The organism is Dactylosporangium sp. NPDC051485, assembly GCF_040682015.1.
In the GTDB taxonomy this organism is placed as follows: domain Bacteria; phylum Actinomycetota; class Actinomycetes; order Mycobacteriales; family Micromonosporaceae; genus Dactylosporangium.
The window spans coordinates 1-21,759 of the sequence record NZ_JBFAZW010000017.1; the positions used below are offsets into that span (position 1 = coordinate 1).

Sequence of the window (21,759 nt, forward strand, 5' to 3'; positions counted from 1 at the left end):
GGCGAACCGGTCGGGCCGGTTGCCCAGCGTCAGCGCGGCGCCGCTGTCGCGCAGGATGTGCTCCCGCTCGGCCGGCCCGGCGTCGGCCGGCACCGGCACGACCGCCGCCCCGGCCAGCAGCGCGCCGGTCACCGCGACCACCGTCTCCAGCGACGCCGTGGCGTCCACGGCCACGGTGCCCGCCCCGCGCACGCCGGCGGCCACCGCCCCGGCGGCGCCGCGCAACGCCTCGGCCGACAGCGCGCGACCGGCGACGGACACGGACGGTGCGTGGGTGAGCAGGCCTTCGATCACTCGCATGGGCCCAATCGTCACACGGGCGGTCGCCGTCCTGACACCCCGGAAAATCCCTTCGCGGGCGACCCCTGCTGGGAATCGGCCACCCGAGCCCGTCAGCGCGCGGCCTCGGCGGGGCGGCGCAGGCGGTCGGCATCCTGACTCGGCGCGGCGCCGAACTGACGGCCGTACTCCCGGCTGAACTGCGAGAGGCTGCCGTAACCGACGCGGCGGCTGGCCGCGGTGACGTCGGTGGCGTTCGCGGCCAGCTGCAGCCGCGCCTGCTGGAGCCGGATCTGTTTCTGGAACTGGATCGGGCTCATCGAGGTGACGGCGTGGAAGTTGCGGTGGAAGGCCGCGCTTGATCTCTCCTTCGCACGTTGGTCAGTTTGAAGGGTCAAGCGGTGACCGTCCCCATCTCCTTAACCACCTCGATGGTGACAATTCGTACACCACCCCCGTGGACGTGACCGAACACAACCGCAATGCCCGGTTGGCCCGGTTGTAGGCGTGGCTGCTACAGGGGTCGATGCGCAGTGTTCACCCGGCGTTCGGGGATCGGGTCTGCGTGGTGCGAAGACCAGCTATATGGTCGAGAGCCGATCAACCTTAGTCGGGGGACTTGCGGGTCGCTGACGTTGCCGGCGCCATGGAAAAACTTCGGAGAAGCCGCACCAGACGGCACCATCGCGGCCGGCCCGCCGCAGGGGACCATCCTGAACAACGCACCGGGACCGGCTTCTGACCCGATCACCACCGGGGTGTTCGGGCTCTTCATGCTCGGCCATGCCGGCCGAGACTGCGCGACAGGCCCAGGAATGGTGGGCCTACCAGCACCTGGCGCCGCAGCCGGGCCCGGACGGGGCCGTGGACTGGGTGGCATGGCGCCGCCGGATCGCCGACTGGAAGGACCGCGGTGAGCAGTGACCCGGTCCGCACGCTCATGGGTGCCTACCTGCGCGGCTTTGTGAGCCGAAGCCCACAGCGCAAAGAGCTGAAGGCGGAGATTTACGATCGTGAGGAGCCCGAGTACGCAGGCATGGTCGATGCCGTGTTCACCGTGCTGGTCCGCCGCCGGTTCGACCCGGCCGGCCACGTCCGCGAGGTCCGGCAGTTCGTGGCCCGCTGCCGCGCGCGGTACGGCCGGGCGGCGGTGCTGGGTCTGGAGATGGAGGCGCTGATCCGCTTCCGTCTCGGCGAGACCGGTGTCGCCGTCGATGACATCGGCGAAGACGACACGCTCCGGCAGAGCATCCTTGCGATCGACCAGATCGTGCCCGAGTTCGGCCTGCGCGGCGGCGGCCCGGAACTGGACGCGCTCATCGTCGCGGCGGAGCAACTGGCCGACGAACGTGGCCTGCACCCACTACCGCGGCTCAGCTCCTGACCGCCGCTGATGGCCAACCCACGGCCGATTCGTGACCATCCAGCTGTCGCATGAAGGCGGCGGACTCGCCGGCGCGGCGCGCCTCCTCCAAGGTGCTGCCCAGGGTTGATTCGAGGAGCGTGGCCAAGGGGGTCAACGGACGATCTTTCGCGGCGGGCGGTTGCCGGCGGCCTCCGCGGCCAACGGGTCGAGCTCGATGGCGATCCTCGCGCCGCGCAAGGGGGAGCGCTCGATCACCAGGCGGCCGCCGGTCGACTCGGCGACGCGGCGCACGATGTCCAGGCCCAGGCCGGTGGAGCCGGCGCCGCTGGCGCCCCGGCGCAAGGCCTTGGCGGGGTCGGCGATGCCGGGGCCGGCGTCGTCGACGATCAGGCCGCGGGCGGAGACGTGCACCTCGAAGGCGGTGCCCTCCTGGGTGTGCTGGAAGACGTTGCCGAGCAGGCAGTCGACGGCGGACACCAGGTCGGACTCGGCGACCGGGACGTACACGGGCTCGTGGCCGCCGGTGACCCGCCACGGGCGGTTCTGGTCCTCGGCCAGCACCGACCAGAAGGCCAGGCGGTCGGCGACGACCTCGACGAGGTCGGTCGTCTCGGGGGTACGGTCGGCCGCGGACCGGCGCGCGGCGGTGATGATCTGCTCGATCTCGTCGTCGAGGGCGTCGAACGCCTGGCGCATGCGCTCGCCGATCGGGCCGGGCGGCATCGCGTCGGCGTCGAGGCGCAGGGCGGTCAGCGGGGTGCGCAGGCGGTGCGAGAGGTCGGCGGCGAGCTCGCGCTCGGCATCGGCGAAGGCGATCATCTGCTCGGCCATGCGGTTGAAGCTGCGGGCGGCGTCGCGCAGCTCCGGCGGGCCCTCCGGCTCGACGCGGGCCTTGAGGTCGCCGTCGCCGAACGCGCGGGCGCCGTCGGCGAGCTTGCGGGTGGCCCGCACGATCTGGGCGCCGAGCCGGTCGGCGACCAGGGTCGAGCCGGCGACCAGGACCACGGCCAGGCCGGCGAGGGCCAGCCAGGCGGCGCCGACGCCGCGGCTCAGGTCGTCGTCGGAGACGTACACCTCCACGACCGCGGTCCGGTCGCCGTCGAGGACGACGGTCTGCAGGTAGGCGAGGCCGCCGGGCGCGGTGGTGGTGAGCGACCGGCGCTGGTGGGCGGCCCGGTCGACGTCGGTCGCCAGGGCGTGGCTGGTGCCGACCGTCGGCTCGCCCACCAGGTGTACCGCGAGCCGCCCCGACTGCCCCGCCGGCACCGTGGCCACGGCGCGGTCCAGGGCGCCCGAGCCGTTGCCGGGGACGGAGGCGAGCGCGGCGACCATGGCGTCGGCCTGGTAGCGCGCCTCGGCCAGGGCGCGGTCGTGGGCGATCTGCTTGGTGACGTACGCCAGGGGCACGAGGAACGCCAGCGCGATCATCGACGTGATCGCCAACGACAGGCGCATCAGCGCGGACCTCATGCGGGTGCCTGATCCGGGTCCACCAGCATCACGCCGACGCCGCGGAAGGTGCGCAGATACCGGGGCTGGGTGGCGCTCTCGCCCAGCTTGCGCCGCAGCCACGACACGTGCACGTCGATCGTCTGGTCCTCGCCCGAGCTGTCCGGGCGCTGCCACACCTCGGTGAGCAGCTCCCGGCGGCTCACCACCCGGCCGGCGCGCTGGGCGAGGTACGCCAGGAGGTCGAACTCCTTCTTCGTCAGCTGCAACGGCCGGCCGCTGATCGAGGCCGCGCGCTGCTGCGGGTTCACGTGCAGCGCGCCGACGGTCACGCCGGCCGGGGGCGCGGCCGGGCCCGGCGTGCCCTGCCCGCGGCGCAGCACCGCGTTGATCCGGGCCGACATCTGGGCGCTGGAGAACGGCTTCGTGACGTAGTCGTCGGCGCCGGCGTCGAGCAGCCGGATGATGTCACGCTCGGAGCGGCGGGCGGTGGCCACGATGACCGGCGCGTTGGAGATGCCACGCAGCATGCGCAGCACGTCGAGGCCGTCCATGTCGGGCAGGCCGAGATCGAGGATGACCAGATCCGGCGGGTCGGTGGCGATGACCCGCAGCGCCGACCCGGCGTTGCCGACGGGGCGCACCACGTGCCCGGCGTCGGTCAATGCCCGGGACAGGGCACCGGACACGGCGACGTCGTCCTCGACGAGCAGGATGAGCGGCATGGCAACACGCTATCGGTCCCAGCTCGGGCCCTCCGTTCGGACCCGCATGAGAGACTGCGCTGATGCGGGTTCGACGAGGGGCGGTGCCGGTACTGCTGTGGTGCCTGGCCACCACCGCGAGCATCGGGGTGGCGTCGCTGGCGTTGCGCCCCGTGCTGCGTACCGCCATCCCGCAGGACTCCGTGCCCGTCGCCGCCGACGGGCAGGGCGGCCGCGAGGCGGTGCCCCAGACCCTGCCCCCGCCGAGCGTCGACTCGCCCGCCCCGGCGCCGACCGTGATCGCCGACCCCGGCTCGGCGTCCAGCCCGCCCTCCAGCGTGGCGCCGCACCCGCACACCAGCGGCGCCGCCCCGACCACGGCGGGCGCCCGGCCCGCCACCGCGACCACGACCGCCACCACCGCCGCCGCCCCGGCCCGCTCCGTCGACGGCTGGACGGTGACCACCGGCTCCGACGGCATCGACGTGTACCTCAGGTCGTTCCGCACCGACGGCGGCGACGCGGTGATCCGCATCCGCGACGGGGTCGTCTCGGTCGTCACCGCCACCCCGCGCGACGGCTACTCGGTGGCCCAGTCGCAGACCGCGCCGACCCGGCTCCTGGTCCAGTTCATCTCCGCCAGCGGCAACTCGGCCTGGCTGGTCGACTGCATGTGGTGGCAGAACGGCCCGCACGGCGAGGTCACCCGCATCGGAACCTGAGCCGCAGCCGCTCGTCGAGCAGGCACATGATCCATCGCCCGCAACGGTATCCGCCTTTCGGCCGTGATCCGAACCGGGTAGGCCGGCAAGATCACCCGGTGGGGAGATATCTGCTCCCTCGGGTTGCCACCCGTCCATGAAAGGGTGACGCTGAGTGTGAGGTGATGGGCATGTGGCAAATGTTTCGCCGCCGCGACCCGGCGGCGCGCCTGCGCACGAAACTGGGGACGTGGTACCCCGCCGAACGCGCGCGGAGCATCTCCCGGGCATACGCGGCGGCCGGCCCGCTGACCGACGCCCAGATCGTCTCGCTGGCCCGGCTCGGCGACGGCGACCGCGACCGTGAGCTGCGCGTGCGCTACCCCGGCGAGGAGGCCCAGATCGGCGCGGCGGCCGACTACGGCATGCGCGCGGCCGCCCCGGACGACCTCGGCGGCCCCGGCTGCTGCCGCCAGCACCTCGGCGACGTCTAGTACCTGAAATCGCCCTTAAATGCGTTATCGGCGGGCCTCGAAAATCATCGGGACAACTTAATGCGCAGCTAATAGCATCGGTCCCGGGACCGGATTTACGGTCATCACGTGAGCGTTTCGGTTGTTGACGATGTTGACGACGCGGAAGCAGGCGTCGCCGAGGTGGAGCCCGGCCGCCGGGACGTCTGGCGGCGGGTGATCGCCGTCGCCGCGGTGCTCGTTGCCGCCTTCGCCGTCGTCGTGCTGTGGGCCCGGCCCGCGCACGAGCCGGGCGCGCCGGTCCTGGCCCCGCCCAGCGGCGACCCCGACGTGGTCGGCGTGCTCAACCCGACCGACCTCGCCTTCCTGCAGCTGATGATCGCGCTCGACAACAGCGCGCTGCCGCTGTTCGAGCTCATGAAAGACCAGCCCACCCTGCAGGCGAGCGCCGCGAGCGGGTCCGACGGGCACAACGCCGAGCTCCTCGCGCTGCGGGCCGCGCTGGTGGCCGGCGGCGGGATCGAGAACCCGACCGAGCACGCCGGACACGACCTGCCCGGCATGGTGCTCGACGCCGACCTGGCCGCGGTCCGCGACGCCCCCGCCGACCAGCGCGCCGCCAAGGCCGTCGCCGTCCTGCGCGAGCACCTCACCGGCACCGTCGCGCTGGCCACCTCCGAGGGCAGGGCCGGGTCCGACCCGGCCACCAAGACCGCCGCCGCGCAGGTCCTGGACGCGCACAACAAGCTGCTGGCCGCCCTGCCGCCGGCGTAAGCTGCGCGAACTCCGATGCGCTCGAGGCGCGGCTGTAGGCGCGAGGCCCGCGGGCGGCACCGCGCGGTGCCACGGGTCTTACGGGCGGCACCAGCCGGGACGGCCGCGGGCGGCTCAGCCCCGGTACAGCTCGAACGACGACAACTGCCCCGCCGGCTGCACGCTGTTCGCCGTGAACACCAGCCGGAAGTACCGCCACTGCCCGCCCGGCAACGACACGCTGACCCGCTGCCCCGACCCGCCCGAGAACGTGTACGTCGCCACCCCCACCAGCGACGTGAAGTCCTTGTCGTTCGTGCTGCCCAGCACCTCGATCCGCTGCGTGCGGTCCGGCCAGGCGCTCGACGGTGGCAGCCGCAGCACCGCCCGCCGCGCATCGGCCGGCGCCCCGAGGTCCACCTCCACCCACTGCGGGAACGCCCCGTTGCGGCTCTCCCAGTAGCTCATCGCGTCGCCGTCGGTGATGTTCCCGGACCCGTACACGTCGGCGTGGCCGCTGTCCCGCGTGGTGCGCCCCGCCGCGAGGTTGACCCCGTCGGCGAGGCCGCCTGGGGACTGGCCGGGCACCGCCGTCGCGCTCGGGCCGTCGGCCGTCCCGGGCGACGCGCTGGTGCTCGCCGCTGGCGTGCGGGAGCGGCTCGCCGCCGGTGAGGCCGAGCCGGACGAGCGGGCCTGGGTGGTTGCCGCGCCCGCGGAGGGGCCCGAGGGGTCCGACGCCAGGCCGTGCTGCTCGCCGCTCGCCCGGCTGTCGTCCACCGGGGCGCCGCCGCCGGGCCAGGCGGCGGCGATGCCCACGCCCAGCAGCACGAGGACGGCGACTGCGGCCGCGACGAGCGGTGTGCGCCGGCGGCGGGCCGGGGGCGCGAGGGCGGGGGTGGGGGACGGGAGGTCGGTCAGGGGGAGCGGTTCGGCGGCGAGGAACGGCTTCGGGCGCGCCGCGGTGTCGCCGGGGTGGCGGTCGGCGAGTTCGCGGGCGGCGGCCAGGCCCCACGGGCTCGCGTCGCCGATGACCGCGATGTCCACGGGGGTCGGCAGGTCGGTCAGCGCCGCCGTGAACAGGGCCGACAGCGGTGGCCACAGCAGGTCGTTGATCTCGAGGCCGGGGGTGCCGACTTCGACTCGATAGCGGCCATTGGGTTCGCGGCGCCGACTGGGAAGAACGGACGCCGCAGGGAGGACGGACGCTGCGGGGAGGACAGACGCCGTGGCAGGAGTGGACGTCGTAAGAGGAACGGACGTCGGGGAGGGCGCGGACGTCGCGGGGAGAACGGAAGACTTCGGCGGCGGAACCGGGCCTTCTTCCTTCACCGTAGCTGATGCATCCAAATCCGTGGAACGATCATGGCTGACGGGAGTCGTCGCGCTACGCAGCGTGGCTCGGCCTCGGGCCGGGGGGAGCGGGCCCGTCGGGTAGGCGTGCAGGCCGTCGCTCCACACGCGGACCAGCCAGGCCATTTCCATGCCGTAGGTGGCGGCGTCGAGGGGGCGCAGGGACGCCTGCGGCGGCGTGGAGGACAGCACCTCTTCGCGGCCGTCGGGCAGCACGTGCAGCAGCCAGGCGGGCTCGGCCCACACCGGGCGGCCGGCCGCGTCGAGGGCGTAGACCACGATGTCGCCCGCGGGCGTGTGCAGCGGGACGCCGTTGACCAGGCGCACCGGCCTGCCCAGGGCGGCCGCGGCGGCCAGGGCCGAGGGGCGGCCGGCGCCCTGGCCGGGGAGGAGCGGCACCAGCTCCACGTCTTCCGGGAGGGTTCGCAGGGTGTCGGCCAGCGCATCGGCAGTGTTGAAGAGCAGGCGCGGGCGCGCGGGATCGGCCGCCACCGACAAGGCCAGCTCCGAGGGGGTGCCCAGCAGCCAGCCGGCGGGCACCGGGGTGAGTGGCACGTCCGGTGCATGCCAGGCCGGTGGGGGCCAGTGCGGGCCGAGCGGGGTCCGGCGGCCGTCGGGCGTGTGCCGCCACCAGCCGGCCTCGGCGAAGAGGGGGCCGCCCGGCGTCACCACCACCGGGCCGTCCGGCGTCACCACGGGCAGCGGCAGCGAGACCGCCGTGGAGTCCGCGCCGAGCAGGAGGAGGCCCTCCGCGTCGTCCGGGATCTCCGGGGGCGGGGCGACGGCGGCCAGCCAGCCGGGCGGGATCGGCACCGTCGCGGTCGTGTCGCCGATCAGCAGGCGGCGATCCACCCAACGGGCGGTCGGCGCGTGGTGCTCCTCGGTCACCCCGGCACAGTACCGCCTACCGCCGGCATCGCCTCCGGTCCGCCGCTGTCACTTGTACGCGCCGTGAGGAATGGGGACGCAACGTAGCGCGCCGCAATCCCGGGACCGCTGGTGGGCGGTCCCGGGATCGGTGAGCCTTACTGCAGGCGGAAGGACTGGGCGGCGGTGCCGTTGCAGGTGTACTGCACCAGCTGCACGCTGTCCGCGGTGGACGCGCTGGGGGTGTCGAGGCACTTGCCGGTGGCCCGGCTGACGAAGTGGTAGTACCCGCCGCCCTCGGCGACCGGCTGCCACTGCTGGTTGGTGCCGCTGCTGTACGACCACAGCTGGATCAGTGCGTTGTCCGCGGTGGACTTGCCGCTCACGTCCAGCGACTGGGCCGGGTTGGCCTGGTTGTCGATGTGCGTGTAGCCGCTGTCGGTGTTCTGGAAGCGGTAGTGCTGCGCGTTGGAGCCGTTGCACGTGTACTGCTGGATCGCCGTCCCGTTCGCGGTGCCGGCCGACCGGGCGTCAATGCACTTGCCGCTGTTCTTGTTGATGATCGAGTAGTACTGGCCCGGCGTGATGGTGCCGGTGGGCGGCTGCGACGTCGGCGGGGTGGACGACGGGGGCGTGGTCGTGGACTGCCCCGCCAGCCACTGGATGCCCTGGATGATCCAGCGGTTCTGGTTCGCGCTCTCGAACGTCGACGAGGTGCGCGTGTTCGTGGTGTAGTTCATGCCGTTGTGGCCGAAGTTGGCGTACAGCATCTTGTAGTTGCGGTTCGTCCACAGGATCGGGTAGTAGCCGCTGTACCACGACTGGTTCGGGTCGGTGCCGACCGGGAAGCTGCTCGGGTCGACCGACGCCAGGATGTCGATGTTCGGGTTCTGCCGCAGGTCGTTGCTCCACGAGTACCACTCGGAGACCGCCGAGGTGAACGTCGCCGGGAGCCCGGCCGTCGACGGGTGGTTGCGGTCCTCGACCTTGTAGGTGATCCGGGTCGGCCCCCACGTGTTGGTCTGGAACGCGCCCGAGCCGAGGAACGTGTTGTAGTACCAGCTCCACGAGTTGGGATCGGTGGTGAAGGCGCTCACGTGGAAGCCGAAGAACGCGCCACCGTTCTGCATGTACTGCTGGAAGGCGCTGCGCTGGGCGGCCGGCGGCGCGTCGTCCAGGAACATGATCACCTTGTACTGCGCAAGGTTGCCGGCGTTGAGCCGGCTCCAGTCGGTGGTCGCTTCCCACGTGAAGCCGTTCTGGGCACCCTGGGCGGGGAACCAGTCCTTGGCCTCTTTGTCGAAGTCGATGTGGGCGGCGTCCCAGGTGCCGTTGTAGAACGCGAGCACCTTGAACGGGGTGGCGGCGAGGGCAGGCCGGATGGCGATACCCACCCCGGCCACCGTCAACAGGGCAAGCGCGAGCAGCGCCAGCTTTCTGCGCACGGTAGGGGGTCCTTCGGGTGTAGGCGGGAGGGGATGGCGGATCCGCTCGGTTGCATCATCGGCCATCGATGACCACCCGCACAAGGTAAAGAACCCTAATAGTTAAGCTAAGTCGCGAATTAACGCTCCGTGACGACGTCGGCGCAGTTCGCCCCTGAGCTGCTGCGGCTTCGAGCTGTCCTGCAGCCCCGCAGGGCCGCCCATGCCACCGCCGGGCGGCGATCTTCTCGGCCGTCTCGTCGTCGGGCTTGATCGCCGCGATGCGGGTACAGGTGTGGGCGGGGTTTAGGTTGGGTGCCGTGCTGGACTGGGAGGAGCGCGACACCGGCAATGTCGACCGCGAGGGCCTGCGCAGCGCTGCCGGGCTGGCCCGGCAGCGGGCCGGCGCCGCCCAGCTGGTCGTCGTGCGGGACGGCGCCGTGGTCCTGGACCGGGCCTACGGCTGCGCCCCGGACGCCCTCTTCTGGATCTTCTCCACCAGCAAGCCCTTCGTCGCCCTGCTCGTGCACCGCCTCGCCGAGCGTGGCGCGCTCTCGCTGGACGACCCCCTGGCGAAGCACTGGCCCGAGTTCGGCGCCAACGGCAAGGACGCCATCACGATCCGGCACGTCCTGCGGCACCGCTCGGGCCTGCCCGTGGCCCGCTCGCCGCTGCGCGACGCCCTGGCCATGACCGACTGGACCGCCTCGGTTCGCGCCATCGAGCGCGCCCGCCCGCGCTTCGCCCCCGGCGGCGGCCCGGCCTACCAGTACGTCAGCTACGGCTTCCTGCTCGGCGAACTGCTCCAGCGGGTCACCGGCACGCCGATCCGGGAACTGCTCGCCGCCGAGATCCTCGGCCCGCTCGGGCTGCGCGACACCCACCTCGGCCTGCCCGACGCCGCGTGGCCCCGGCACGTGCCGATCCGCGGCCGGGGCGCCGGTCCGGCCGCCACCGCCGCGTACCTCAACCGTCGCCCGCTGCGGCAGGCCGTCATCCCGGCCGCCGGCGTGTCCACCACGGCCCGCGACCTGGCGGTGCTCTACGCCGCGCTGGCCGCCGGGGGCGCGCTGGACGGGGTGCGGGTGCTACGCCCCGAGTCGCTGCGCGCCGCCACGACGCCGACCAGCGACGGCACGGTCGACGCGCTGATCCGGCTGCCCATCCGATGGTCGCAGGGGTTCCAGCTGGGCGGGCCGGGCCTGTTCCCGCAGCGGCCGAAGCCGATGGGGCGCACCAGCAGCCCGCAGGCGTTCGGGCACAACGGCAGCAACGTGTGCGTGGCGTGGGCCGACCCCACCCGCCGCCTGGCCGTGGCGTACCTGACCAACGATCTGCCGACCCGGTCGGAGGGCGCGCGGGCGCAGGACGCCGTGGCCGAGGCCCTGCTGGCCGCCTGCCCGCCGCTGCCGGCCTGACCGGGCTTTCCTCTCGACGAAACGCAAGTCCGGTGCGTCCCCGGCGAAGGCGGCGATGAGGCAGTCGCGCAGGACGCTGAGCCGGTTGGTGCGAGGGGGAGCTGCATGTCGTGGCCGGTCACGGACCACGTGTACCCGGACGTGCGATCCGCGGGACATCGTTTGCCACTACCCTCCCTGGCGAGGAAAACGGGATGCGACGGGCTGGGGGTCCAACGTTGGTTGCCGACGCGCAGTTCGGCGCACTCCCGCGGCGGGTGTACCGGTGAGCCGCCCGCCACGGGACGGGCTGGTCATGAGCTTCCGCGGCGACGGCAGCTACGCGGCCGAGGCCCCGCGCCGGGAGCTGCCGCCCAGCGCCGTCCTGCGGGCCGAGTACGGCCTCGTGCCCTTCGCCGGCCGGGACGCCGAACTCGAGCGGCTCCTCGCCTGGCTGCGCGCCCCGGACCGGGCCGCCGTCCGGCTCGTGCACGGTCCCGGCGGCCACGGCAAGTCCCGCCTCGCGATGCGCCTCGCCGCGCTCGCCCGCGACGAGGGCTGGCACGCGGGCGCGCTGCGGCCCGGCACCCCGGTGCGGGACGTGGTCCGGCTGGCCGCGGCCGGGGTGGCGGTGCTCGTGGTCGTCGACGACGCCGAGGCGGACCCGGACCGCGTTCTCGCCCTGCTGCGCGCGGTTGCCGAGGCGACGGGCGGTGCCGCGGTACGGGTGCTGCTCCTGGCCCGCACCGACGGCGCCTGGCTGCGGGTGCTGGCCGAGGACGCCGACGACCGGGTGGCGGCGCTGCTGCGGGCGCCGTCGCTGCGGCTGACCGGCCTGCCCGATCCGCGACGCGAGTACGACCGGGCCGCCGTGGCGTTCGCGGCGCACCTCGGGCGGCCGCGCCCGGCCTCGCCGGCGGCCGGGTCGTGGGAGAGCCCGCTGGAGGCGCACGCCGCCGCGCTGGCCGACGTGCTGGGCGACGTGCCGGGTGCCGGGCCCGGCGATCCGCTCCTGCGGGTGCTGCAGCACGAGCGGCGGTACTGGCGCCGCGCCGCCCCGCCGGGCCTGGGGCCGGCGCACCTGGAGGCGGTGGTCGCGGCGCTGACGCTCTACGGCGGCGACGCGTCCGCGGTGCTGGCCGCGCTGCCCGCGTTCGCCGGCGAGCCCGCCGCGCTCGTACACCGCGCGCTGGCCTGGGCGGCCGAGCTGTTCCCGCCCGCTGCTGAGGGTGGCGGCGGCGCACCGCACGCGCCGCGCCCGGATCGGCTCGGCGAGGACCACGTCGCCGCGACGCTCGACGCGGTGCTCGACGACGGCGTGGCTGCGATCCTCACCGAGGGGCAGGTCCGGCGGGCCCTGCTCGTGATCGGGCGGCTGCTGCCCCGCCACCCGGCGGCGACCCGGGCCGTCGCGGTGCTGGCCCGGGCCCACCCCCGCACGGTTCTGCTGGAGGGCGCGCGGCTCCTGCGGGGCCTCGCCCGGCCGGAGCCGATGGCGGGCCTGCTCGCGGCGGCGCTCGAGGCCCACGCCGACGGCGCCACGGCGCTCGAGGTGGCCCGGTCGCTGTGGCCGAACGACGCGCGGACCGCGCCGCTGCACGCCGCCGCGGTGGCGGTGGCCGTGGGCCCGCTGCGCGGTGGGACCGGGCCCGAGCAGCTCACGCTCGCCGGGCTGCACCTGGAGGCCGCGGTCGGCCTGGCCAGCCTGGGCCGGGCGCGCGAGGCGGTGGCGGTGGCGGAGTCGATCGTGGCGTACCTGCGGGGCCTGCCGCAGGAGTACCTCGTCGTGCGGCGGCTGCTGGCTCGGGCGCTCACCGTCGCCTGCGACTGCCTGGCCCTCGCCGGCCTCGACCGGCCCGCAGCCGAGGCCGGCGAGGAGGCCGTCGGCCTGCGGCGGCAGGTGCTCGCGGAGCTGGCCGGGGCCACCTGGCCGGGGCACGTCTGGGTGCGGGGGATGGCGGAGCAGGAGCTGGCGCACAGCCTCGCCCGGGCGTCGTACCCGCTGCGGCGCGCGGCGGGCGAAACGCGCGTCCTGGGCGAAACGCGCGCTGCGGACGAAACGCGCGCTGCGGACGAAACGCGCGCTGCGGACGAAACGCGCGCTGCGGACGAAACGCGCGCTGCGGACGAAACGCGCGCGGCGGCGTTGCTGGACGAGGCGATCGCGCTCGACGGGGCACACCGATTCGCCGAGGCGGCCGCGCAGTTGCCGCCCTCCGGAGCGCAGGCACGCGAGCAGCGGGCGGTGAACCCGTTGCTGGACGAGGCGTTACGCTTCGACGCCGGTCGCTGGTCGATCGCCGTGCCCGCCGACGCAAGGCGCTGAGGGGGCAATTCGGGCCGGGTCGTCGCCGCGGCGGAATTGGCGGGCCGGGATGACGTGTGGGAAAGGTCGCGCGGCACCCCGATCTCGCCGCCGTGGTGGATCGTTTCCCGGTTCGCGTGGGAGATCGGGCCGGCCCTCGGATCGGCGTGGAAATTGGCGCCCTTCGGTCCCGGTGGGGCCGCGCAACCCCGCGTCGTCCAAGGCCGCGACATTGCCGGTGCGACTCGGGCAGGAACGCCGGCCCGCCGGCGGCGGTGTGCGGCAGAACCGCCGGGACGTGCGCCGGGTCGCGGATGCCGGCGTCGCCAGGGCAGAAGAAGGCGCGCGTGCGGCCGGCGAAACAGCCCCACCGTGATGCACATCATCCGCCACGCGATCATGCCCGCCGGCGCGGGCGCTCATCCGTCCAGCGTAAGCCACCGCCCGGCTCGATGCCCGTAATTGAACCGACACGATCGGTGAAGAACAGTTTTGGCGGGTCGATCTGGCGCTGAATCAATCTCTTGGCGATACTGTTTGCGCGGGCCGGCGCATTCTTGCGGCCCTTCCACGTCGCTCACGGGAGGTCGGCCGGCATGGCCAAGCGTGTCATTCAGGAACTGATCGACGATCTGGACGGTAAGCCCGCCGACGAGAGTGTCACCTTCGGGTTGGACGGCGTGCAGTATTCGATCGATCTGTCCAAGAAGAACGCGGAGAAACTGCGGGGGGCGCTGAAGCCCTACATTTCCGCGGGGACCAAGGTGGGGCGCAGCGCGACCGTTGGGGCCCGGACTGCGCCGGGGCGGGGTCGGGGCACCACGCGCGGCGACCGCGACCAGAACCGGGCCATCCGGGAATGGGCGCAGGAGGCCGGGTTCCAGGTTTCCGACCGCGGGCGCATCAAGCAGGAGATCGTCGAGCAGTTCCACGCCGCGACGGGCCGGTAGGCACAGCGCGCGGGGCCGTCCGGCGAAAAGGCCTCAAGGGCGGCCCCGGCGGGCCGATCGGGCTGGGGTGAACCTCGTCGCGGTGCTCATCGTCCGGGACGAGGCGGCCCACCTGCCGGGCTGCCTCGGCTCCCTCGGCGGCGTCGTGGACGGCGTCCACGTCCACGACACCGGCTCCACCGACGGCTCCCCGCGGCTGGCCCGCTCGCTCGGGGCCACCGTCAGCGCGGGGGAGTGGCACGACGACTTCGCCGCCGCCCGCAACGCGGCGGTCGCGGCGGCCGGCGCCCCCGACTGGGTGCTCAGCATCGACGCCGACGAGCGGGCGGTGGCCGTCCCGCGGCGGCTGCGGGCCCGGCTGGCGGCCGCGCCCGCCGACGCGTTCGCCGTCGAGCTGGACAACCGGCACGACGAACTGCCGTACACCCACCGCGCCACCCGCCTGTTCCGCCCGGCCGCCCTGCGCTGGGCGGGCCGCGTCCACGAGCGCCTCGCCCCTGACGGGAACTGGCCGGCCATGCCCCGCGCGGCGCTCCACCTGATCCACCACGGCTACGAGGACGCCGGGACCAGGCACCGCAAGTCCGTGCGCAACGTCGCCCTGGCCGAACGGCGGCGGCGCGAAACCTCCGATCCGTCGGACCTGCCGGGCATCCTGCTCGACCTGGCCCGCAGCTACGTGGGCGCCGGGCGGCTCCAGGACGCCGTCGACACCTTCGAGCAGCTCCGGGCGACGGCGCCGGGCACGCGGCAGTGGATCCTCGGCACGGACGCACTGGCCCGGCTCCTGCTCGGCGCCGGCCACGACGACGCGGTGGTCCTGCTGGCCCGGCAGCTGCGGGACGAGGGCGTGGACCCGAGCTACTGCGACTGGCTGGAGGCCCAGGCGCTCGCCCAGCTGGGCCACGCGAACGAGGCCTGGCGCCTGCTGCGGACCGTGGACCGGGTGGTGGACCCGGCCGGGCGCGTCTACCCGTCGGCGCACCTCGCCGAGCTCAAGCGCCTCCTGTCGCAGCTCGTGGGCGGCACAGACCCGGTCCCACCCGATCGCTCATCAGCCGCCGGATCTCGACGCTGACCCGGACCGCTACACGGCCCGTGGCTCCCCCCGGTACGTGCCGAACGACCAGAGGTTGCCCTCCGGGTCGCGCACCGCGAACTCGCGCGAGCCGTAGCCGGCGTCGTTGAGCTCCTGGACGACGACCGCCCCGGCCGCCACCGCCCGCGCGTACAGGGCGTCCGGGTCCGCGCAGACCACGTAGCAGCCGCACGTGCCCGGGGTGAGCCTCCACGGGCCCCCGTCGTCGCGATCGCTGCCGAGCATGATGCCGCCCGACCAGGCACCGTCGGCACCTGGCCACGTGAGCTGCGCGTGCTCGACGACGGAGCCCTCGCCGTACACCGCCGTCTCCTCGAACCCGAACGCCTCCACCAGGAACCCGATCAGCGCCCGGGCGTCGCGCGCCCGCAGCGTGGGCCACACCTGCGGGGCCGGAACCTTGTCGTCACTCATGCCGACGACTCTGCCGCGGCCAGGTCCACCGGCGCTTGCACGTTTCGGAACTCCTCCGCCCACCAGCGCGCCGGCGGCAGCCCGGCCAGGGCCGTGAACTCGCGGCTGAGGTGGGCCTGGTCGTAGTAGCCGCACTCGACGGCCAGCGCGGCCAGCGGGTGCGCCCCGCCGGACTCCTGCAGCCGCCGCCGCGCCCGGTCGAAGCGGGCCACCCGCGCCGCCACCTTCGGCGACAGGCCGATCTCGACGCCGAAGCGGCGGCTGAGGTACCGCCCGCTCCAGCCCGTCGCCCCGGCCAGCCGCGCCGGCGAGACCGTGCCGCCGGACGCGCAGAGCCGCCGCCACGCGAACGCCACCTCCGGCGCGGGCCCGCGATCCGGGTCGGCCCGCCGGGTCAGCACCTCGTCGACGACGCGGAACCGCGCCGGCCAGTCCGGCGCGAGCGCCACCCGCTCGTGCGCCTCGGCGGCGAGTGGCCCCAGCACGCAGGCGGCGTCGAGGTCCGCGCCGGCGAGTTCCCCGGCCGGCAGCCCGAACAGCGACCGGGCGCCCAGCGGCGACAGCGCCACCTGGATGCCGGCCTGCCGCCCGTCGTGCACGATGATCGCCGGGGTGGTGTGCAGCCCGCCGACGAGCGTGTCGTAGCGCCCCGGCGGCGTGGCCGGGTCCGGATGGGCCGCGATCCGCAGCGGCTCGCCGAGCGCGATGATGAGGGTGAGGTACGGCGAGGGCAGCCCCCGGTGCCGCGACGGCGGCAGCCCGTCCTGCGCGTAGCCGGTGTACCAGGCCGCGAAGGGCCGCACGGCCGGGGCCGGCCGCCAGCGGACGTACTGCGAGGCCACGACCCGATCTTCTCAGGCGCTGCGGCGATCCGCCCGGTTCAGCGGCCACGGCGTGGTGGGCGCCGAAGCCTCCGCCTCGCCGATCAGCGCCGACGCGTCGTCGTCCAGGGCGGCCTGGACGCTGCGGTACGTCGGAATGCTCGACAGCGTCCCGCCCTCACGCAGCGTGTGCACGACCGCGGCGCCCGGCGCCGCCAGCACCAGCGTGCCGCCCTGCTCGGCGGCGATCCCGGCGGTGACCCGCAGCATCGTCATGCCGGTGCAGTCCATCGACGCCACCGCCGTCAGGTCGACGACGATCCTGACCTGCGGTCGCAGCAGCACCTGGGACAGGGCGGTCTCCAGCTGCATCGCGCTGGCCGCCACCAGCGCCCCGTGACAGGACAGGACCGTGGCGGCAGCGAGTCGTTGCACCGCGAGGGTCAGGGCTGCCATGCAGCGACGATACGGTCCGCGACGACCTGCGGTGTACCGCTGTCCAGCCGCCTTCCCCATCCGTCCGGAGGGTGCCCGGCCCGCCGGACGTCGCGGTCCGTGAGCGTTCGGACGGGGCCGCCCCTGGCCCGGCCGGGTGTTTCCCGGGGGACTTTGTCCGCCGGCGCAACCGGATGACCGGTTTACGCGTCCGGCGGACGGGCGAACGCGATCCAGCCGTCACGCTGTGTACCCGGGCCGATCGGGCGACCCCGGACGTTGCGGCGCGCCCGGCGACCGCCGCGCGGAATCACGGCGCGGCGGCATCGGGCAACCTCGGCAATCCCTTGCGAAGACCCTTCTCCTTCGATGCGACAGCTGTCCATGAGCGACACGGCGATAGTGTGCCTTGTCAATACGAACCGAACCCGGCGCACGGGCCCAGGCGGTGCATCCCGCCGGGTGCCGCGCGCCGTTGCGAGGAGGCTCCATGGTGAGAAAAGGCCTGGCCACAGCCGCGGCCGCCGCCTTGGCCGTCCCGGTGCTCGTCGCGCTGCCGGCCATGCCGGCCGCCGCCGCGCCCGCGAAGGCCCCGACGAAGGCCGTGACGTCCCCGGACGACACGCGGGAGATGACCCGCACGAAGTTCACGTTGGACGGCAAGGCTCTCGACACGTCGAAGCTGGCGAGCAGCAAGGCGCAGCAGCGCTCCACGCTCGCCGCGGCGGACACCCCGCCGGTCGGCACCGTCCGCCAGTGGCTGGGTTCCGACGATTACCAGGGGATGCTGTACCGCAAGAACTACGTCCTGCGCGGCGTGGGGCAGCACATCGAGATCTGGGTGGCGACCGACACGACGTTCCCGGCGGGCGACTGCCGCAACGCCGGTGCCGGCTCCACCGCGGTGACCGATGCGCAGGTGGCGAGCTTCATCAGCGAGTTCGACACCAACATGTACCCCAAGGAGACCGCGGCCTTCCGCACGCCGGAGAGCCGCGACGGCAGCCACGCCCTGCTCGGCCCCGACAAAAACGGCAACGGCGGGGTCTACACGGGCGCCGGTGACAAGACGGTGACGCTGGTCGACAACGTCCGGGACGGCAACTACTACGACCTGGCGAACAACCCGACCTACATCGCCGGCTTCTTCTCCTCGCAGTTCGACGAGCTGTTCGACCGCAACGTCATGACGATCGACGCGTTCGACTGGGTGCACCGCACCGGTGCGCACCCGGCCCACGAGCCGACGACCGACGCCTGCACGAACCGCCCGGCGAAGCCGCGCAGCTACGAGGGCACGTTCGCGCACGAGTGGCAGCACCTGCTGCAGAGCTACTCGGACCCGAACGAGGTGACCTGGATGAACGAGGGTCTCTCCGACTTCGCCATGGCGCTCACCGGCTACAGCAACCCGAACCTCACGGTCGCCGACTACGGCGGCGACAACCACGTGTACTGCTACCAGGGCTACGGGGCGGTGGTCACCACCTACAACCCCATCCCGCGTGACTGCAACGGCGCCCAGGGATCGCTGAATCTCTGGGGTGAGGGCAATACGGGAAGCGGTGTGCTGGCCGACTACGGCCACGCGTACCAGTTCATCCTGTACCTCTACGACCGTTTCGGCCTCGACCTCATCTCGCGGCTGCACCGTGACGCCGACCTGCAGGGTCTGGCCAGCGTCGACGCCGCGGTGAAGGCCAAGGGCGCCAAGGACGTGTACAGCGTCCTGCACGACTTCCAGACCATGATGTTGGTCGACAAGACCGTCGACACCCGGTTTGGCGTCGTGCTCGGTGCCGAGAAGTCCAAGGTGACGTCGAAGAGCATCCTGGCGCAGGTCAACCTGGACAACCCGGCCTCGTACGCCAAGCCGGGGGCCGCGCCCAACGGCGCGGACTACGTCCCGCTGCAGAAGGACGGCAAGCTGCTCAAGGGCAAGGACCTGCGGTCGCTGCAGTTCAGCGGCGCCGCGGAACTGCCGCCCCTGCCGCTGGCCTACACGCTGGTGAACAACGACCCGGACCGGCCCGGCAACTCGGTGCTGTTCTCGGGCAACGCCAACAACACCGACGCGAGCGCCGTGATCCCGGTGACCGTGCCGGCGAGCAACGCGACGCTGACCTTCCTCGGCAAGTACGGCGCCGAGCTCACGTACGACTACGCCTACGTCCAGGTCTCGACCGACGGCGGCGCGACGTACACCTCCATCCCGGGTGACAAGACCGTCGCCGGACCGCTGGGCCCCGGCCTCAACGGCACCACCGACGGCTTCGAGCTGCACACGTTCGACCTCTCGGCCTACGCCGGCAAGTCGATCCTGCTCAGCTTCCGCTACGTCAGCGACGGTGGCGTCAACGAGGGCGGCTTCCTCGTCGACGACATCACGGTGGGCGGCACCCTGCTCAGCGACGGCTCCAGCCTGGCGCCGTTCAAGTCCCCGACCCAGATCAAGCCGGTCTCGGTGAAGAACTGGGACGTGAAGCTCATCGGCCTGGACGAGAACAACCACTTCGCGTGGCAGTTCGAGTACAACGGGGTGCACAGCCTGCAGCTCAACTGGATCCAGCTGGCGCTGCTCTCGCTGTTCCCGAAGGTCGTGGCGGTCGTCTCCTACGACGAGCCGACCGAGCAGGTCCAGCAGTACGCGCCGTACACCCTCACGGTGAACGGCGTCCTGCAGCCGGGCGGCGCCGCGTCCTGACCGGCGCGGCACCAGGCGGCCCCACCGTCCCCCGCGGCGGTGGGGCCGTCCCGTGTCCGGGCGCGCCGCGATGCCCGAAGACCGGAGGCGGCCGCGGCTACCGCTGGCGGACGTGGCGGCCGCGGGAGGCCGAGGCGGCGGCGGCGAGCAGGGTCATCACTGTCGCCGCGCCGAAGACGACCACCAGGCCGTCGTGGAAGGGCTGGGCGATGAGGTTCGGGAAGAACTCGTGGCCGGTCAGCGTGGCCACGTTGCCGGGCGGCAGCGCCGCCAGCACGTCGTGGCCCAGCAGGTGCTCGACCGGGTTGCTGCCCAGGAACGCCGCGAACAGCGTGCTCACCGGCGGCAGCGCGGCGACCCCGGCGGCGACGTCGTGCGGTACACCCTGCGCCGAGAGGCCCGACGTGAGCGTGCCGGGCAGGGCGCGGGCCAGGCCGGCCACCATGAAGACGCCGATCGACAGCGAGGTGCCGGCGTTCTGGAAGGTGGCCCGCATGCCCGAGGCGACGCCGCGCTGGCCGGGCGGGACGCTGCTCATGATGGCCGACGTGTTCGGGGCGGAGAACATGCCCTGGCCCAGGCCCGAGACGACCAGCAGCACGGCGAACAGCGGGTACGGGAAGTCGATCGGGATCAGCAGCAGCCCGAGGAAGGCGGCCGCGACGAGCAGGAGCCCGAGCGTGGAGAAGAGCCGGGCGCCGAAGCGGTCCGAGAGGTACCCCGAGATCGGGCCGGCGACGAGGAAGCCGAACGTCAGCGGGAGCATGAAGATGCCGGCCCACAGCGGGGTGTCCTCGAACCGGTAGCCGTGCAGCGGCAGCCAGATGCCCTGCAGCCAGATGATGAGCATGAACTGCATGCCGCCGCGGGCGATGGCGACGAGCAGCGCGGCCAGGTTGCCGGCGGCGAAGGCGCGCACCTTGAACAGGGCCAGGCGGAACATCGGGTGGGCCACCCGCGACTCGATGAGGACGAACGCGATCAGCAGGGTCACGCCCAGGCCGATGCCGCCCAGCACCTTGGGGCTGCTCCAGCCGGTGGGGTGGCCGCCGTACGGTTGAATCCCGTAGGTCATCGAGGCCAGGATGAGCGCGGTGCCGGCCGCGAAGGTGAGGTTGCCGGCCCAGTCCACGGCGGCGCGGTGGCGCTCGCCGGTCTCGCGGAGGCTGCGGTAGGACCAGATGGTGCCGGCGATGCCGACGGGCACGCTGACCCAGAAGACCGCGCGCCAGTCCCACACCGCGAGCACCCCGCCGAGCAGCAGGCCGAGGAACTGCCCGGCGAGGGCGGTGATCTGGTTGATGCCCAGGGCCATGCCGCGCTGGCGGGCCGGGAACGCGTCGGTGAGGATGGCCGCGGAGTTGGCGGTGAGCATCGCGCCGCCGAAGGCCTGCACGATCCGCCAGCCGATCAGCCACAGCGCCCCGGCGCCGGCCCGGAACGGGTCGACGGACAGCGCCACCGAGGCGATGGCGAAGATCAGGAAGCCGACGTTGTACATCCTGACGCGCCCGAACATGTCGCCCAGCCGCCCGAGGGCGACGACCAGCACCGCGGACACCAGGAGGTACCCCATGATCATCCACAGCAGGTAGCCGATGTTGCCGGGGGCGAGCGGGTCCAGGCCGATGCCGCGGAAGATGGCCGGCAGCGAGATGATGACGATCGAGCCGTCGATGGTGGCCATGAGCATGCCGAGCGTCGTGTTCGACAGTGCCACCCACTTGTAGCGGTCCGTCCGGGCCCCTTCGGCGGCGGCCGTCGCGGTCGTGGTCACAGCTCGTCCGTCAGCCGGTCGAGCAGGTGCGTGGCCTGGGCGAGGGCAGCGCGCTCGTCGTCGGTGAGCCGCCCGATCGCCACGGCCAGGGCGTGGGTCTTGAGCGAGCGGCGGTCGGTCAGCAGCCGCCGGCCCTCGCCGGTGATCGCCATGAGGACCCGCCGGCCGTCGCCCGGGTCGGGGGCGCGCGAGACGAGGCCGCGCTGCTCCAGCGCCTGCAGGGTGACGCCCATCGCCTGCGGCTTGACCCGGTCCAGGTTCGCCAGCTCCCCGGGGGTCGTGGCGCCCTCCTGGTCGAGGCGGGACAGCACGGATGCCTCGGTGAGGGTGAGCTCCCCGGGCACGTGCGTCTGCCGGAGCCGCCGGACGAGGCGGCCGACCGCGATCTGCAGCGCGGCGGCGGTGCGCTCGATCTCCATATAGTAAACGTAGACTGATAAACCTGGACTGAAGAAAGGGGGTGGCGCGTGATCCGCGCCACCCCCCTGCGA

21 protein-coding genes are annotated in these 21,759 nt (G+C 73.4%); 10 read left to right on the forward strand and 11 right to left on the reverse strand.

The features are described from left to right. Together AB0M46_RS12190 and AB0M46_RS12195 are read right to left on the reverse strand one after the other, a co-directional pair. On the reverse strand, nt 1-300 hold a 300-nt coding region (locus AB0M46_RS12190), incomplete at its 3' end, for an AMP-binding protein (RefSeq protein ID WP_363335170.1). A gap of 92 nt (nt 301-392) precedes the next feature. Beyond that, complete coding sequence (locus tag AB0M46_RS12195; protein WP_363335172.1) at nt 393-599, reverse strand: helix-turn-helix domain-containing protein; 207 nt, start codon at nt 597-599, stop codon at nt 393-395. A gap of 463 nt (nt 600-1,062) precedes the next feature. Between AB0M46_RS12195 and AB0M46_RS12200 the strand changes: the two genes are divergently transcribed. Then, complete coding sequence (locus AB0M46_RS12200; protein WP_363335174.1) at nt 1,063-1,203, forward strand: hypothetical protein; 141 nt, start codon at nt 1,063-1,065, stop codon at nt 1,201-1,203. Between the two features lie 16 nt (nt 1,204-1,219). Further along, a complete protein-coding gene (locus AB0M46_RS12205; protein WP_363335176.1) occupies nt 1,220-1,663 on the forward strand; it encodes a hypothetical protein in 444 nt (147 codons plus the stop codon). A gap of 132 nt (nt 1,664-1,795) precedes the next feature. On the opposite strand, the gene AB0M46_RS12210 is transcribed toward AB0M46_RS12205, so the two are convergent. Continuing rightward, a complete protein-coding gene (locus tag AB0M46_RS12210) occupies nt 1,796-3,115 on the reverse strand; it encodes a HAMP domain-containing sensor histidine kinase (RefSeq protein ID WP_363335178.1) in 1,320 nt (439 codons plus the stop codon). Beyond that, on the reverse strand, nt 3,112-3,819 hold the full coding sequence (locus AB0M46_RS12215) for a response regulator transcription factor (protein WP_363335180.1): 708 nt from the start codon (nt 3,817-3,819) through the stop codon (nt 3,112-3,114). The genes AB0M46_RS12210 and AB0M46_RS12215 overlap by 4 nt, the downstream gene beginning before the upstream one ends. A 62-nt stretch (nt 3,820-3,881) precedes the next feature. Between AB0M46_RS12215 and AB0M46_RS12220 the strand changes: the two genes are divergently transcribed. The 3 genes from AB0M46_RS12220 (at nt 3,882) to AB0M46_RS12230 (ending at nt 5,746) form a co-directional block, all read left to right on the forward strand. Next, on the forward strand, nt 3,882-4,520 hold the full coding sequence (locus tag AB0M46_RS12220) for a DNA mismatch repair protein MutL (protein ID WP_363335182.1): 639 nt from the start codon (nt 3,882-3,884) through the stop codon (nt 4,518-4,520). A gap of 170 nt (nt 4,521-4,690) precedes the next feature. Next, a complete protein-coding gene (locus AB0M46_RS12225; protein WP_363335184.1) occupies nt 4,691-4,993 on the forward strand; it encodes a hypothetical protein in 303 nt (100 codons plus the stop codon). 108 nt (nt 4,994-5,101) lie between these two features. Further along, entirely contained in the window at nt 5,102-5,746 is a 645-nt protein-coding gene (locus AB0M46_RS12230) for a hypothetical protein (protein ID WP_363335185.1), read from the forward strand. 114 nt (nt 5,747-5,860) lie between these two features. Here the strand turns inward: AB0M46_RS12230 and AB0M46_RS12235 are convergent, their stop codons facing one another. Together AB0M46_RS12235 and AB0M46_RS12240 are read right to left on the reverse strand one after the other, a co-directional pair. Next, entirely contained in the window at nt 5,861-7,963 is a 2,103-nt protein-coding gene (locus AB0M46_RS12235) for a discoidin domain-containing protein (RefSeq protein WP_363335187.1), read from the reverse strand. 137 nt (nt 7,964-8,100) lie between these two features. Continuing rightward, nucleotides 8,101-9,387, reverse strand: coding sequence for a ThuA domain-containing protein (locus tag AB0M46_RS12240; protein ID WP_363335189.1), 1,287 nt, complete (start codon nt 9,385-9,387; stop codon nt 8,101-8,103). Nucleotides 9,388-9,686: 299 nt separating this feature from the next. Between AB0M46_RS12240 and AB0M46_RS12245 the strand changes: the two genes are divergently transcribed. The 4 genes from AB0M46_RS12245 (at nt 9,687) to AB0M46_RS12260 (ending at nt 15,096) form a co-directional block, all read left to right on the forward strand. After that, nucleotides 9,687-10,784: a serine hydrolase domain-containing protein gene (locus tag AB0M46_RS12245; protein WP_363335191.1), complete on the forward strand. Its 1,098-nt coding sequence runs from the start codon at nt 9,687-9,689 to the stop codon at nt 10,782-10,784. A gap of 265 nt (nt 10,785-11,049) precedes the next feature. After that, nucleotides 11,050-13,089, forward strand: coding sequence for a hypothetical protein (locus AB0M46_RS12250; RefSeq protein ID WP_363335193.1), 2,040 nt, complete (start codon nt 11,050-11,052; stop codon nt 13,087-13,089). Nucleotides 13,090-13,664: 575 nt separating this feature from the next. Then, nucleotides 13,665-14,018 (forward strand): Lsr2 family protein, encoded by a 354-nt coding sequence (locus AB0M46_RS12255; RefSeq protein WP_363335195.1) that lies wholly within the window; start codon nt 13,665-13,667, stop codon nt 14,016-14,018. A gap of 67 nt (nt 14,019-14,085) precedes the next feature. Then, nucleotides 14,086-15,096: a glycosyltransferase gene (locus AB0M46_RS12260; protein WP_363335197.1), complete on the forward strand. Its 1,011-nt coding sequence runs from the start codon at nt 14,086-14,088 to the stop codon at nt 15,094-15,096. 9 nt (nt 15,097-15,105) lie between these two features. On the opposite strand, the gene AB0M46_RS12265 is transcribed toward AB0M46_RS12260, so the two are convergent. Genes AB0M46_RS12265 through AB0M46_RS12275 form a run of 3 tightly spaced genes read right to left on the reverse strand, consistent with a single transcriptional unit; the run spans nt 15,106 to nt 16,808 of the window. Further along, nucleotides 15,106-15,531 carry a VOC family protein gene (locus tag AB0M46_RS12265; protein WP_363335199.1) on the reverse strand — a complete coding sequence of 142 codons (426 nt, stop codon included), beginning with the start codon at nt 15,529-15,531 and terminating at the stop codon, nt 15,106-15,108. Next, complete coding sequence (locus tag AB0M46_RS12270) at nt 15,528-16,373, reverse strand: helix-turn-helix domain-containing protein (protein WP_363335201.1); 846 nt, start codon at nt 16,371-16,373, stop codon at nt 15,528-15,530. Before AB0M46_RS12270 ends, AB0M46_RS12265 begins: the two co-directional genes overlap by 4 nt. Before the next feature lie 12 nt (nt 16,374-16,385). Further along, on the reverse strand, nt 16,386-16,808 hold the full coding sequence (locus tag AB0M46_RS12275) for an STAS domain-containing protein (protein ID WP_363335203.1): 423 nt from the start codon (nt 16,806-16,808) through the stop codon (nt 16,386-16,388). A gap of 469 nt (nt 16,809-17,277) precedes the next feature. Here AB0M46_RS12275 and AB0M46_RS12280 point away from each other — a divergent pair, with 469 nt between their 5' ends. Continuing rightward, nucleotides 17,278-19,491 (forward strand): peptidase M6 immune inhibitor A, encoded by a 2,214-nt coding sequence (locus AB0M46_RS12280; RefSeq protein WP_363335205.1) that lies wholly within the window; start codon nt 17,278-17,280, stop codon nt 19,489-19,491. Nucleotides 19,492-19,588: 97 nt separating this feature from the next. Here the strand turns inward: AB0M46_RS12280 and AB0M46_RS12285 are convergent, their stop codons facing one another. Together AB0M46_RS12285 and AB0M46_RS12290 are read right to left on the reverse strand one after the other, a co-directional pair. After that, entirely contained in the window at nt 19,589-21,268 is a 1,680-nt protein-coding gene (locus tag AB0M46_RS12285; RefSeq protein WP_363335207.1) for an MFS transporter, read from the reverse strand. Further along, nucleotides 21,265-21,687 carry a MarR family transcriptional regulator gene (locus tag AB0M46_RS12290; RefSeq protein WP_363335209.1) on the reverse strand — a complete coding sequence of 141 codons (423 nt, stop codon included), beginning with the start codon at nt 21,685-21,687 and terminating at the stop codon, nt 21,265-21,267. Before AB0M46_RS12290 ends, AB0M46_RS12285 begins: the two co-directional genes overlap by 4 nt. Between the last annotated feature and the right edge of the window lie 72 nt (nt 21,688-21,759).